14 protein-coding genes are annotated in these 13704 nt (G+C 71.3%); 5 read left to right on the forward strand and 9 right to left on the reverse strand.

The window, feature by feature from the left end; all coding sequences use genetic code 11:
- The 4 genes from JWQ91_RS09700 to JWQ91_RS09715 all read right to left on the reverse strand — a co-directional run.
- A partial coding sequence (locus tag JWQ91_RS09700; protein WP_297782944.1) for a sigma-70 family RNA polymerase sigma factor occupies positions 1-1139 on the reverse strand: 1139 nt, incomplete at its 3' end.
- Positions 1136-1483 (reverse strand): YciI family protein, encoded by a 348-nt coding sequence (locus tag JWQ91_RS09705; protein ID WP_297782946.1) that lies wholly within the window; start codon positions 1481-1483, stop codon positions 1136-1138. The genes JWQ91_RS09700 and JWQ91_RS09705, both read right to left, overlap by 4 nt.
- A 105-nt stretch (positions 1484-1588) precedes the next feature.
- Entirely contained in the window at positions 1589-2053 is a 465-nt protein-coding gene (gene rnhA / locus JWQ91_RS09710; protein WP_366521370.1) for a ribonuclease HI, read from the reverse strand.
- Entirely contained in the window at positions 2041-2676 is a 636-nt protein-coding gene (locus tag JWQ91_RS09715) for a class I SAM-dependent methyltransferase (protein ID WP_297782951.1), read from the reverse strand. Before JWQ91_RS09715 ends, rnhA begins: the two co-directional genes overlap by 13 nt.
- 86 nt (positions 2677-2762) lie before the next feature.
- Here JWQ91_RS09715 and JWQ91_RS09720 point away from each other — a divergent pair, with 86 nt between their 5' ends.
- From JWQ91_RS09720 to JWQ91_RS09735, 4 genes are all read left to right on the forward strand, one after another.
- Positions 2763-3782, forward strand: a complete 1020-nt coding sequence (locus JWQ91_RS09720; protein ID WP_297782954.1) for a zinc-dependent alcohol dehydrogenase family protein — start codon at positions 2763-2765, stop codon at positions 3780-3782.
- A gap of 62 nt (positions 3783-3844) precedes the next feature.
- The gene (locus tag JWQ91_RS09725; protein ID WP_297782955.1) at positions 3845-5185 is read left to right on the forward strand and encodes an MFS transporter; all 1341 of its coding nucleotides are present in this window, start codon (positions 3845-3847) and stop codon (positions 5183-5185) included.
- Positions 5182-5793, forward strand: coding sequence for a hypothetical protein (locus JWQ91_RS09730; protein ID WP_297782958.1), 612 nt, complete (start codon positions 5182-5184; stop codon positions 5791-5793). The genes JWQ91_RS09725 and JWQ91_RS09730 overlap by 4 nt, the downstream gene beginning before the upstream one ends.
- Before the next feature lie 165 nt (positions 5794-5958).
- Positions 5959-6258 carry a DUF3303 family protein gene (locus JWQ91_RS09735; RefSeq protein ID WP_297782959.1) on the forward strand — a complete coding sequence of 100 codons (300 nt, stop codon included), beginning with the start codon at positions 5959-5961 and terminating at the stop codon, positions 6256-6258.
- 23 nt (positions 6259-6281) lie between these two features.
- Here JWQ91_RS09735 and JWQ91_RS09740 read toward each other — a convergent pair whose 3' ends face one another.
- From JWQ91_RS09740 to JWQ91_RS09760, 5 genes are all read right to left on the reverse strand, one after another.
- Complete coding sequence (locus tag JWQ91_RS09740) at positions 6282-7205, reverse strand: HAD family hydrolase (RefSeq protein ID WP_297782962.1); 924 nt, start codon at positions 7203-7205, stop codon at positions 6282-6284.
- Complete coding sequence (locus JWQ91_RS09745; RefSeq protein ID WP_297782966.1) at positions 7202-8200, reverse strand: formylglycine-generating enzyme family protein; 999 nt, start codon at positions 8198-8200, stop codon at positions 7202-7204. The genes JWQ91_RS09740 and JWQ91_RS09745 overlap by 4 nt, the downstream gene beginning before the upstream one ends.
- A gap of 4 nt (positions 8201-8204) precedes the next feature.
- Positions 8205-9704: an arylsulfatase gene (locus JWQ91_RS09750; RefSeq protein WP_297782969.1), complete on the reverse strand. Its 1500-nt coding sequence runs from the start codon at positions 9702-9704 to the stop codon at positions 8205-8207.
- A 105-nt stretch (positions 9705-9809) separates the two neighbouring features.
- The gene (locus JWQ91_RS09755) at positions 9810-11186 is read right to left on the reverse strand and encodes a glutamate decarboxylase (RefSeq protein WP_297782972.1); all 1377 of its coding nucleotides are present in this window, start codon (positions 11184-11186) and stop codon (positions 9810-9812) included.
- A gap of 7 nt (positions 11187-11193) precedes the next feature.
- Positions 11194-11832 carry a hypothetical protein gene (locus JWQ91_RS09760; protein ID WP_297782975.1) on the reverse strand — a complete coding sequence of 213 codons (639 nt, stop codon included), beginning with the start codon at positions 11830-11832 and terminating at the stop codon, positions 11194-11196.
- Positions 11833-12090: 258 nt separating this feature from the next.
- Between JWQ91_RS09760 and JWQ91_RS09765 the strand changes: the two genes are divergently transcribed.
- On the forward strand, positions 12091-13704 hold a 1614-nt coding region (locus JWQ91_RS09765; protein ID WP_297782978.1), incomplete at its 3' end, for a helicase.

The raw sequence follows: 13704 nt of genomic DNA on the forward strand, positions 1-13704 counted from the left end.
CCCCTCCCGAGCCGGCGCAGCAGGTCGGCCCGGGTGGCGTGCCACGCGTGATAGCCCTCCAGCCCCACCGGGTCGACGAGCGCCAGCGCCACCTCCGGCCCGTCGAGCTCGGCGACGGCGATGGCACGGTTCATCGCCACCACCGGAGTGGGCCTGATGGCGTACAGCTGGTCGTACAGCTGGACGACCTGGCCCCAGTCGGTGTCGCGGGCATCGGGAGCGTCGGTGTGGACGGCGTTGATCGCGGCCATGAGCTGGTACGTCCCGGGGCGCGGCCCACCGGCGGCGACACGCGCGAGGCACTCGCGGACCAGGGCGTGGCCCTCCGCGATCAGCTCGCGGTCCCACGAGCCGCGGTCCTGCTCGTCGAGCGTCACGAGCTCCCCGCCGGCGACCCGCGTGCTGCGGCGGGCGTCGCTCAGCAGCATCAGCGCGAGCAGTCCGGCCACCTCGCCCGCGTCGGGCAGGAGCGTGCGCAGGATCCGCCCGAGCCGGATCGCCTCGTCGGTCAGCTCGGCACGGACGGGGTCGTCACCGGCGCCCGCGAGGTAGCCCTCGTTGAACACCAGGTGGACGACGTCGAGCACGGCACCGAGCCGGTCGGTCACGTCGCTGCTGTCAGGGACGCGGAACGGGATGTTCGCAGCCTTGATCTTGGCCTTCGCGCGGGTGATGCGGCGGGCCATCGTGGTCTCGGGCACGAGGAACCCGCGGGCGATCTCGTCGGTGGTCAGGCCGCCGAGCAGGCGCAGGGTCAGGGCGACCCGCGCCTCCGCCGGCAGCGCCGGGTGGCAGCACGTGAACATCAGTCGCAGCCGGTCGTCCTCGACCGGCCCGGTGGGCTCGTGGGGTGTGTCGTCGGTGATCATCAGGGCCGCCCGGTGCTTGGTGTCGCGCAGGGACTCGCGGCGGATGCGGTCGATCGCCCGGTGGACAGCCGTCGTGGTGAGCCAGCCGCCGGGGTTGGCCGGGATGCCGTCCCTCGGCCACTGCTCCACCGCCGCGAGCAAGGCCTCGCCGGCGGCGTCCTCGGCGATGTCGAGATCACCGAAGCGCCGCGCGAGCGAGGCGACGACCCGACCGTGCTCCGCGCGATAGATCTGGTCGATCCGCGTGGGCAGGTCGGGGGTCGAGGTCATGCGCCCTGGAAGGGGCGCACGACGACGGGTTGGCCGCAGGCCTTGGACCCCTCGGCGGCGAGCTTGAGCGCCTCGTCGAGGTCGGCGGCCTCGACCACCCAGAAGCCCCCGAGGTACTCCTTGCTCTCCGAGAACGCGCCGTCGGTGACGATGACGTCGGCGCCCCGCCCGTCGACGGCCGTCGACGTGTCGAGCGGCTGGAGGCCGCCGCCGAACACCCACTGCCCGGCTTGCATGATCTTGTCGTTGAAGGCGCCGGTCGCGGCGAACGATGCCTGCGCCTCCTCGGTCGTGGGGTCCGGGTAGGGGCCGGTGTGGTTGACGGAAATCATGTACTGGGTCATGGCGGATCCTCTCGTCTGTGGCTGCCCCGTGGCTGCCTCTCACCCTGTCATCGAACGGGGGGCGCCGGATACGACAGCTCGGCAGAGAATTTCTTCTCGGGCCGGTCAGCCCGCGGTCGTCATGGCCTCGAGCATCCCCTTGGTCGCCAGCTGGTCGGCCAGCTCGTTGTCGGCGACGCCCGAGTGGCCCTTGACCCAGAACCACTCGACCTCGTGCCGGTCGCACGCCGCCTTGAGGCGCTGCCACAGGTCGACGTTCTTGACCGGTTGCCGCGCGGCCGTGCGCCAGCCGTTGCGCTCCCAGCCGGCGACCCACTGGGTGATCCCACTGCGGACGTAGGTGCTGTCGGTGTGCAGGTGCACCACGACGGGCCGCGTCAACGCCTCCAGGGCCATGATCGGGGCGGTCAGCTCCATGCGGTTGTTGGTCGTCAGGGTCGGCTCCCCACCGAACATCTCGCGAACGTGGGACCCCTGCCGCAGCACGGCGCCCCATCCGCCGGGACCGGGGTTGGGGGTGCATCCGCCGTCGGTGTGGATCAGGACGGGTTCGTTGCTCACCCGCCCCATTCTGCCGCCAGGGCCCCGCCCGCGTAGACGTACGTCCACGGTCGCCCGATGCCGGGTCCCGGCAGGTAGCGCCGGTCGAGCTCGTTGATCGCGAACCCGGCACCGCTGACGAGCCGCTCGATGTCCCGGGTGAGGTGGCAGCCTCCTGCGACCGCCTGCTCCACGGGGTCGATGCGGTGCTGCCAGCGCGCGACACCGGCATCCGGCGCCAGACCGTGCTCCAGGAAGCAGAACGAGCCACCCGGGCGCAGCACGCGACGGATCTCCCTCAGCGCCTGCTCGACGTCCGGGATCGTGCAGAGGGTGAAGGTCGAGAGTGCCGAGTCGAAGGAGTCGTCCGGTTCGTCGAGCCGCTCACCGTCGAGTCCCGACCGCGTGATGGTCGTCCGCGATGCCGCCCGTCGGGCCGCGGACATGCGCCAGGCCACGTCGGAGGGCTCGACGGCTGCCACCGACTCGACCGCCGGCGGGTACATCTCGATGTTGAGGCCCGATCCGAAGCCCACCTCGATGACCTGCCCGGTCAGTCGCGCACACACGCGCTCCCGGTCCTTCATCACCTCGCCGATCGACAGCGCCCGGTCGACGATCCGCGGCACGACTCGCTCGGTCCAAAGGCCCATGCTCGATCGTAAGCCCGATGCCGTTGCTGGCTCCGGCGGGACCTTGTCCCCTTCGCCGGGCGGCCGCACCGAGGTCGGATGGGCGGATGGTGCTCGGCGAAGACGGTGGGACGCGCCGCGGACGGGTCTGGGCCACGCCCAGCGCAGGCCGCCTCGAGCTGACCACGCGGGAAGTGCCGGCGCTCCTGCCCGACGAGGTGCTGCTGACGGTGCTGGCCTGCGGCGTGTGTCGGACCGATCTGCACGTCGTCGACCGGGAGCTCCCGGAGCGTCGACCCGCGGTCGTCCCCGGGCACCAGACGGTCGGCCGGGTCACCGCCGTCGGGGACGCCGTCCAGCACCTGCGCGTCGGCGACCTGGTCGGGAGCACCTGGCTGCGGCGGACCTGCGGCGCCTGTCGCTGGTGTCGCGAGGGCCGGGAGAACCTCTGCCCGACCTCGGCCTACACCGGGTGGGACGCGGACGGCGGCTATGCCGAGCTCGCGGTCGTGCCGGAGCCCTTCGCGTACCTCCTCCCGGCCGACAACGAGCCCACGACGACGGCACCTCTGCTCTGCGCAGGCATCATCGGCTACCGCGCGCTGGGCCGGGCGAACCTGCCGCCCGGGGGCCGGCTCGGGATCTACGGATTCGGGTCGTCGGCGCACCTGACCGCCCGGCTCGCGATCGCCCAGGGCGCGGAGGTCCTGGCGATGACGCGTGGCGGGCCGAGCCGCGAGCTGGCCCGTCGGACCGGCGCGACGTACGTCGGGGATCCCCGGACCCGCCCGCCCGTGCCGCTCGACTCCGCGATCGTGTTCGCCCCGGCCGGCGAGCTGGTGCCCCTGGCGCTGGAGGCCACGGACCGGGGCGGCACGGTCGTGCTCGCCGGCATCCACATGAGCGACGTCCCGGCGATGTCGTACGCCGACCACCTCTTCCGCGAGCGGGACCTGCGGACCGTCACGGCCAACACGCGGGCCGACGGGGCGGCGTTCCTCCGGCTGGCGCGCGCCCTGCGGCTCGAGCCTGACGTGACGGAGTACGCCTTCGGGCGGGCCGGCGAGGCCCTCCGGGACCTGCGCGACGGCGCGGTGTCCGGGTCGCTGGTCCTGACGATGACCTGAGTGCCCGCGCCCGGGCGGTCCTCTCGGTCGCGCGTCGTCGCGCTCGCTGGAAGGATGACGGTGTGCGTCGTGCCGTGGCTCCCCTGCTCGCCGTGACCGTGGCGATGGTGCTGGCGGACTCCGCCGTCGTGACGCTGGCCCTGCCCGACATCCTGCGCAACCTGGATGCGTCCGTCGTACAGGTCGCCTGGGTCCTGATCGCCTACAACCTCGTGCTGGGTCTGGCCGCCGTCCCGGCCGCGGCGTCCCTCTCACTGGTGCAGCCGCGGATCTTCAGCGCCGTGGGTATCGCGGTCTTCGCCGGCTCCTCGGCCTGGTGCGCCACGGCGGACTCGATCGAGATCCTGATCGCGGCCCGCTGCCTGCAGGCCATCGGGGGCGCACTGGCGCTCATCGGGTGCCTGGAGCAGCTGGTCGAGGAGCAGGGCGAACGTCGCGGCGTCGCGACCTGGGTCACCGCCGGGGTGATCGGCACGGCTGCAGGCCCCGTCGTGGGCGGTCTGCTGACCCAGGCGATCTCGTGGCAGGCGATCTTCGTCGTACAGGTGCCGCTGGCCGCCCTGGCCGTGCCGGCCGCGCTCAGCGTGGCGTCAGCACCGGTGCCCGACGAGGAGCGGCACCGCCCGGCCGTGCGGGCCAACCTGACCCTCGCCCTGATGTCGGCGGCGCTCACGGCCGCCCTGTTCCTGCTGGTCCTGCTCCTGGTCGAGGGATGGGGCCGCTCCCCCGCCGCTGCCGCCGTGACGGTGTCCGTCGTGCCGGTGGCGGCGCTCGCCGCGCGCCCGCTCGCCCGCTTCCTGCGGCCACCGCCCGACGTCGAGGTCGCGGTGGGATGCCTCCTCGTCGCCGGCGGGCTGCTGGCGCTCGCGATCCCGCCGTCGGCACACCTCGCCTGGACCATCGCGCCCCAGGCGTTGGTGGGCCTGGGGCTCGGACTGACCGTCGACCGGCTGACGTCCCAGGCGATGGAGATGCGCCTGCCCCGCGCCCGGCACGCCGGCTGGACGATCAGCGCGCGTCACCTCGGCGTCGTCCTGGGCCTGGTGGTCCTCACGCCGGTGTTCACCGCCGACCTGCAGGACGCCGAGGTGCCGGCGCAGGAGGCGATCACGGCTCTGGTGCTCGACGCCCCGCTGCCGCCGCAGGACAAGATCGCGCTCGCCCAGGCGCTCGGACGTGAGCTGGCAGCGCAGCAGGGGCAGGTCCCCAACCTGCACCGCGCGTTCGCGACGCTCGATGTCGACCCGGCCGACCGCCCCGCCGCCGCCCGGCTCGAGGCCGACCTGGACGCCCAGCTGGAGCGCGCCGCGACGTGGGCCTTCCGCGACTCGTTCCTCCTCGGCGCCGGCATCGCGCTCCTGGCGATGCTCACCCTTGTCCGGCCCCGCCGGAGGACGTCATGAGCACCCTGCCGCGCTGGGTCGGCCTGCCGGTGGCGGCGCTCGTGGCCGTCGCCGCCCTGATCGGGGTGCAGCTGGCCAACGGCGGCGGTACGTACGAGCCGCTCCGTCCTGCCGATGCGTGCGTCGAACGGACCGTCACCTCGCAGGCGACCGGCATCGACGGGCTCACCGAGCGGCTCGTGCTCCTCGGGATCGCGGACGCCGCCTGCCGCCTCGGTGTCAGCCGCGAGGCACTGACTCTGGAGCTCGCCCAGACCGGTGACCCCACCGACGGCGAGGTCGACGCGGTGCGCCGGGGCCTGCTGTCGGCGGTCCGTCAGATGAAGGCCGACGGGTCGCTGCCACCGGCCTCGGACCTGGTCGACGAGGCACTGGCGACCGCGGACCTCAATGGCTTGCTGAAGCGGGCGATCGGCCTTCTTCCGGACTCGGTCATCGACTCGACGCTCAAGACCGACGACGTCCTCGTGCGCGCGATCAACGACCTGGACCTGCGGGCGCTGCTGTCGGACCTGGACGACCAGCGGGGCCTCGAGCAGCAGGTCGAGGCCGCGGTCACCCAGGCCGTGAAGGACTCGCTGACGGCCCGCCTCCGCGACCTGCTGTGACGTGAGCACCCTCACCGCCGTTCGAGTCGAGGTGGCGCGCTCACGGGACTGATGATCGAGGGCTCGGACTCACCCGGAGCGGGCGAGTCTCACCGGCCGGTGCCGGACGCATGATGCTGCCGAGAGGGCAGGGCGCCTTCACGGAGACGGAGCGAGGAGAGCATCATGCGCATGATGATGAAGGCCAAGATGGACACGGCGGCGGCGAACAAGGCCATCCACGAGGGACGTATGCGCACGGTCATGCAGTCCATGATGGAGCAGCTGAAGCCGGAGGCCGCGTACTTCGGCCCCGACGGTGGGAAGCGCACGGCATTCATCGTCTTCCAGCTCGACGACCCGTCCCAGCTGCCGATGATCAGCGAGCCGCTGTTCGCCGAGTTCGGTGCCACGATCGAGGTCTTCCCGGTGATGGACAGGGACGACCTCGAACGCGGCCTGTCGGCGCTCAGCAGCTCGAGCTGACCCGACCGGGGCGACCGCCGGGCTCAGGAGGCTCGTCGGTCGAACACGGTCTCCCAGTCCCGGGCCATGCTGGCCACGGTCCAGCCCAGGCGTTCACCGACGGTCGTGATGGGTTCGGCCTCGGTGAACGTCTCAGCGGAGCTGCGATAGCTGAACTCTCGCGCCTCGTCGTCGTGGTCGACGAGCAGTGCCAGCGTCGGGCCCTCCCCCGTCGCCGCCCACTCGAGCATCTCGCGGTCGCCGCCGGAGTTCCCCGCCGCGAGGATCGGTCGCCGGCCGAGCTGGGTCTGGATGTTCGACACCTTCGCGGGTCCCTCGTTGGCGGCGCCCAGCAGGCGCGTGGAGCGGCGCAGGACCGGGCGGTCGGCGGCGGCGGCGTAGTCGTACTCGAGGAGCGTCCCGACGACCGCTTCCGGGGGTACGTCGTAGAGCTCCTGGCTCACGGCTCGCACGAACTCGGTGCCGCCACCGGTGACGATCGTGACCGTGAAGTCGAGGCGGCGCAGCTCCTCGAGCAGCTCCAGCATGGGTTGGTACGTCATGGCGAGCAGCGGCCGGTCCAGCACGGGGTGCGTCGCCGAGGCCATGAAGCCCCGCACCCGCGCGGTGAACTCCTCCGGCGTGAGCCCCGAGCAGAGCCCGGCCAGGGCGAACGCGATGCGTTCGAGCCCGAGGTCGCCGATGGCCGCGGCGTCGTCGGAGATCAACGCAGCGAACTCGGGCTTCCGCGCGAGGTCCGGGTCCTGGTCGACGGCGGTCTTCATGACATCGACGAAGAAGTCGAGCTGGACGTAGTTGGGCCGCTCGCACCACAGCGTGCCGTCGTTGTCGAAGCACGCGACCCGCCGCTCGACCGGGACCTGACGAGCCTGCTCCAGGAATTCCGCGATGGCGTCCCGGGTGGGACCGGGCCGCCACGAGGACAAGGCTGCGTCGTGCCGGCTCACGGGGCGGCCCCCTTGGTCGTCAGGCCCTTCGAGCGGCGGACGCACCGGAACCCCTGGTGGCTGGTCCCGGTGTCGGTCATCTGGGGTCGTCGGGCGGCCGGGCGGTAGCGCAGGCAGTAGGTGTCGGCGCACAGGTGCGAGCCACCCTTGACGACCTTGCGCGCGATCTCGAACTGCGGCTGGGCCGGGTCGTAGCTCTGCTCCGGGGCCCCGGGGCGCGGGTTGGTCGGGATGCAGCACTCCGTCGCGGCGTCCTCGGGGTGGCGGTCGGTCCACCAGTCGTCGGTCCACTCCCACACGTTGCCGGCCATGTCGTAGAGCCCGTAGCCGTTGGCCGGGAAGCTGCCGACCGGTGACGTCCGCAGGAACCCGCTCTCGCCCGTGCTGCGCCACGGGAAGTCCGGCCCGTCCCACGTGTTGGCCATGATCCGGCCGCCCGGCCGCGCCTCGTCACCCCAGGTGAATGCCGCGCCCTCGAGGCCACCCCGCGCGGCGTACTCCCACTCCGCCTCGGTGGGCAGGGACGCGCCGATCCACGTCGCGTACGCCAGCGCGTCCTCGTGCGCCACGTGCACCACCGGGTGGTCGAGCCGCTTGTCGATCGAGCTCTTGGGCCCGTAGGGGTGCCGCCAGGACGCGCCCGGCTTCCACCGCCACCACTGGCTGAGGTGGCGCAGGTCGACCGGGCCCCGGGTCGGGGTGAAGACCATCGAACCCGGCTGCAGGTTCTCCGCGGGCGCGCCCGGATAGTCGGCCGGGTCCAGCTCACGCTCGGCGACCGTGACGTATCCGGTGGCGTCGACGAACGACGCGAAGTCCGCGTTGGTGACCTCGGTGGCGTCGATCGAGAACGCCCCGACGCGCACCCGGTGGGTCGGCGCCTCCTCGGGGTAGTGGCGGCCAGACCCCATCAGGAAGGTCCCACCCGGGATCGTCACCGTCACCTTGGGCGCGCCGGAACGGGCTCGCACGCGCATCTTCGTGGTCCACGACATGGGCTCAGGCGCTCGGGACGCCGGCCGACAGCGTCGCCAGCACCTGGTCGATGCTGAAGCTGGCCGGCGCCTGCCTGGCCGGGAACTCACCGAGGGACGTGATCATCCCGGCGACGTACGTCTGCGCCGGGATGGCCAGCCAGGCATGGTCGAGGCACCAGTCGTAGTAGGTGTTGGACGTGATGTCCGCCCGCTCGTAGGGATCCGTGCGGAGGTTGAAGAACTTGGGCACGCGCAGCTCGGTGTAGGGCTCGGCCCACACGCGCAGCGTGCCCGGTGCGCGTTGCTCCAGGAAGACCAGCTTCCAGTTGTCGTAGCGCATGGCGGTCAGGTCACCGTCGTCGGAGACGTAGAAGAAGTGCTTGCGGGCGCTCTCGTCGACGGCTCCGGTCAGGTAGTCGAGCTGGTTGTGCCCGTCGAGGTGGACCTTGTACGTCGTGCCGGCCAGGTCGGTGCCGGCCCTGAGCCGGTCCGCGACATCGGTGTCTCCTGCCGCGGCGAGCAGGGTGATGAACCAGTCATTGTGGCTGACGATCCCGTTGAGCACCTGCCCCGCCGGTATCCGGCCGGGCCAGCGGACCAGGGCCGGCACGCGGTAGGCGCCCTCCCAGTTGGAGTTCTTCTCGTTGCGGAACGGGGTCATGCCGGCGTCGGGCCAGCTGTTCATGTGCGGCCCGTTGTCGGTGGAGTACATCACGATCGTGCTGTCGGTGAGGCCGAGCTCGTCGAGGTGGTCCAGCACCGATCCCACCAGCTCGTCGTGGTCGCACATCGTGTCGTGATATTCCGACTGCCACCGACCGGCCCGGCCGCGGCTGCCGTCCTTGACGTGGGTGCGGAAGTGCATGTGGGTGGTGTTGAGCCAGACGAAGAACGGCGTGTCGCTCTCCTTGGCCTCGGCGATGAAGCGCAGTGCCTCGGGGGTCACCTCGTCGTCGATCGTCTTCATCCGCTCCTTCGTCAGCGGGCCGGTGTCCTCGATGCGCTGGTTGCCGTCGGGATGGGCCCAGGAGTGGATCACCCCCCGGGGACCGAACCTCTTGCGGAAGTCGGGGAAGTCCTCCTCGGTCGGATAGTCGTCCAGCTCCGGTTCCTCCTCGGCATTGAGGTGGTAGAGGTTGCCGAAGAACTCGTCGAAGCCGTGCGCCGTCGGCAGGAACTCGTCCCGGTCGCCGAAGTGGTTCTTGCCGAACTGCCCGGTCGCGTAGCCCAGCGACTTCAGCGCCGTGGCGATCGTCGGGTCCTCGGCCCGCAGGCCGATGTCGGCACCGGGCATCCCGACCTTGGTCAGGCCGGTGCGGTAGGGGTTCTGGCCGGTGATGAACGCCGCCCGGCCGGCCGTGCAGCTCTGCTCGCCGTAGTAGTCGGTGAACCGGACCCCCTCCTCGGCCAGGCGATCGATGTTGGGCGTCCGGTAGCCCATCAGTCCCTGGCTGTAGCAGCTGAGGTTGCTGATCCCGATGTCGTCGCCCCAGATGATCACGATGTTCGGCCGGTCTGCCATGCCTGCCTCCTGTGGTCGGTGGTCGTCCAGGCCGGTCAGACCAGCCGCTCCGAACGTAGGGGCCGTCCCTCCGCACCGGGATCACCCGACGAGGGTGAGACGCTGTCAGTAGCCGGTGCCGATCTTGACCTGCGCCCGCTCGGCCTCGGTCGTCCCACCCTTCTGGTCGAGGGTGGTGCACGCGGCGGCGATGTCGCTGGTGAGCCGCTCGACCTGCTCGCGGCTCATGGTCTCCTTGACCAGCGCCCGCATGATCTTCACCTCCTGCGCATTGGGCGGGAGGGTGTACGCCGGCACCATCCACCCGCGTTCGGCCGACAGCTGCCACGCGATGTCGGACTCGTCGTAGGACGCGTGGCCACTCGCCAGCCGGAAGGCCACGAGCGGGAGCTGCTCGAGGCCCTCCCCGATCACCTCGAACCGGCCGGTCGCGCGCAGGTTCGCCGCGAGCGCGCGAGCGTTCTGCTGCATCTGCTTCATCACGTAGGTGTAGCCGTCCCGCCCGAGGCGCACGAAGTTGTAGTACTGCGCGAACACCATCGAGGCGCCGGTGGAGAAGTTGAGCGTGAACGTCGCGTCGGTCTTGCCCAGGTAGTTCTCGTAGAACACCAGGTCCTCGGCGAGGTCGGACGTGTCCCGGAACACCAGCCACCCGATCCCCGGGTAGACCAGCCCGTACTTGTGCCCCGACACGTTGATCGACCGGACCTGCTCCAGCTGGAAGTCCCACATCGAGTCCGGGTAGAGGAAGGGCCAGACGAATGCACCGCTGGCACCGTCGATGTGCATCGGGATGTCCAGGTCCCGACGTTCCTTGACGTCGAGCAGGAGCCGGTTGATCCCGGTGATGTCGTCCATGTGCCCGGTGAACGTCGTGCCGAGGACGGCTGCCACGCCGATCGTGTTCTCGTCCAGATGGGGCTCGACGTCCTCGGGCCCGATCGTGTACTTGCCCTCCGCGAGCGGCACGATGCGCGGCTCCACGTCGAAGTAGCGACAGAACTTCTCCCACACGACGTGCACGTCTCCCCCGAAGACGAGGTTGGGCCGGTCGGTCGACCGGTGCGCGGCCTGCTGGCGTTCCTTCCACTTCCACTTCAGGGACAGGGCGCCGAGCATGATGGCCTCCGACGACCCCTGCGTGCGGCAGCCGGTGGTCTCGCCGGGGGCGTGGAAGAGGTCGGCCAGCATCCGGACGCAGCGCTGCTCGATCTCGGCCGAGATCGGGTACTCCGCGTGATCGATGAAGTTGCGGTGCAGGTTCTCCGCGATGATCCGCTGGGCCTCGGGCTCCATCCAGGTGGTGACGAACGTCGCCAGGTTGCGCTGCGGGTCGCCCTCGAGGTTCAGCTCCTCCCCCACCAGGCGCATCGCGTCGGTCGGCGTCATCCCACTCGTGGGGAACGAGGTCGCCGGCGCCAGCTCCGTCAGGAACCGGTTGCCGAACAGGGCATCTGCTTCTGCTTCGTTGAATGTCGTCATGAGCTGGTCAAACCACCGTTCTTGTCGGAGTGGGTGTGTCGAATGCCTGGATGACCCCGCCCGCCGCGAAGCACACGGCCCCCGCGAACGTCCCCCAGTTGACGAGGCCCACGTCGAGCGCGTGCGAGGTGGCTGGGCGGGTGAACGCGGCCAGGCCCGCGAGGAAGAAGAGGATCGAGCCGAGCTGGTTGACCACCACGACCCACCAGTCCGTCTCACCGGGTCGGAGCCTGATCCGGCCGTCACCCACCGCGAGCATCGCGAGGTGCCCCGACACGAGGAAGCACACGCAGCCGAGGATGTCGGGCAGCCAGATCCAGCCGTTGGACTGGCGCGGCGTGAGGCCCTCGGCGAAGGCCGCCACCAGGCTGACCGCGAACAGCAGGGTGCCGACGAACAGGACGACCGCGCTGCGCCACGGCCGCTGGTGCGGCTGAGCCAGCAGGATCGAGACGAATCCGCCCGTGCTGAAGAAGAACCCTCCAACCAGATAGGTGACGTTGATCGTCGGCAGGGTCGCGAGATCGAGCTGGGCGAGGGCGGCTCCCAGGGCGAACAGCGATCCGCCGAGGACGAACGAGATCGCTGCCACGAGATTCCTGCGCCGGGCGGTGCTGGGCGCGCTGGTCGCGATGGGACAGCTCATCGCGCTCCTCTCGACGTCCAGCCCTCACCGTCGCCGGTGGATGCGGTGAGGGACTCATCCGGAGCGGGTGAGTTCCGCCTGACCGCGCCACGCACTTGGGCGAGCCGGCTCTGTTCGGGGCGGACACCCCGGTAGCGTCCGGGGGTGGCCAGTCCTCGCCGATCCGGTGCTCGTCGACGCAGCGGGTCTGCGCGCCGTGGCGGGACGCGACAGCCACCGCCGCCGTTGCCGGCCGCTGGGCCGGGTGAGCGGGTGTGGGTGCTCGACGTCCCGTACGGGACACAGGTCGACGGCGCCACTTGGCACCCGGCTGCCAAGGCCCATCTACACGTCGGACGCGCCGTGCCCGCGCACCTCGCGCCCTACGCTCCGGGGCCCTACACGCTCGGTCGGTTCATCGAGAACTCCCTGAACCCAGACGCTCCGACACCCAGCCCCGAGCCGACGGGCGCTCTCGAGCCACGGAGGATCCAGTTCGAAGCGGCCGACGCGATCGCCGAGCGTGCCGCCGGGGGCGGTCGACAGTTCCTCCTGGCCGACGAGCCGGGTGTGGGCAAGACGATTTCGGCCGTCCTCGGCGCGACAGCGGTGGGCGACCTCCGCGGCGCGCGGCGGGTGCTTGTCGTGGCCGACCGGCCCGCGGCGATCACCATCGGCCACTGGTGCCGCACGATCACGGCGCTGGGTGACGGGGGGCTGGAATGGGTGGTGATCACGTGGGACCGGCTCGAGAAGGTCACGGACCACGCATGGGACGTGATCATCGCGGACGAGGCTCACGCGCTGCGACGTACGACGACGAAGCGGTGGAAGCTCTGGGCGCGGATCTCGGGACACGGGCGGCCGCACGACAAGGCGCCGTTCGTCATCGCGACGACCGCGACGCCCGGGCACACGCCGCTCGAGCTGCCCTACCTCGCTCCGGCATATGCGCAGGTGCTCGGCGAGCCGATGCAGGAGTGGACCTCAGGGACGCAGCCCGGGGCCGCATTCGCCACCGCGCTCGAGCGCCACGGCGTCGGGGTGGAGCGGGGACGCTACGGCGCGACGTGGACCACCGATCCTGCGCGGCGCGCGGCGGACCTCAAGCTGGTGCGCGGTTGGCTGGACGAGGAACGGCCCCCGGCGATGCTGCACCGCGCCGCGCCGTGGGGGCCGGTGCCGATCTCCGGCATGCCGGTGGCGCTCACGCCGGCGGAGCGGACGGCCTACGAGGCTGAGTGGGGCGAGTTCTGTCGTGAGATGGACCTCGCCCGGCGCGGCCGCAGCGTCGCGAAGGGCCGGTCCGCGCTCCTGCGCTTCCGGCAGAAGGCCGGACTGATCCGCGTCGACTCGACCGTCGCCTGGATCGCCCAGCAGGTGCAGGCCGAGCGTCAGGTCGCGTGCTCGGTCGAATTCATCGCGACTGCCGCCGACCCGATCGCCGACCGGCTGCGTGAGACCGGCATCGAGGTCGCCACCATCTACGGCCGCGACCGGTTCGACGTCGAGGCCGAGCGGCTCCGGTTCCAGACCGGGCAGGCGAAGGTCTGCGTCTTCACCACCGTCGCCTCGATCAGCCTGCACGCCGGCGAGACCCTCGCCGACGGCCGCCGTGCGAGCACCGAGCCGCGGGTAGGCGTCTTCCACCAGGCGCGCTTCTCGGGCATCGCCGGACGGCAGGTGACCGGCCGAACCCACCGCGACCACCAAGTCTCGCCGTGGCACATCGCGTACGCCGAGGGCACAGTCGAGGAACAGGTCGGCAAGGTGATGGTGGAGCGGATCGCCGCGGCCTCCGACACGGCGGGAAGCGACACCACCGGCCTCGCCGAGCTCGCCCAGCTCCTCGGGGCCGACTGGCTTCCGGCCACGGCCCTGGCCGAGGACGGC

The organism is Aeromicrobium sp. (assembly GCF_025965075.1).
GTDB lineage: Bacteria > Actinomycetota > Actinomycetes > Propionibacteriales > Nocardioidaceae > Aeromicrobium.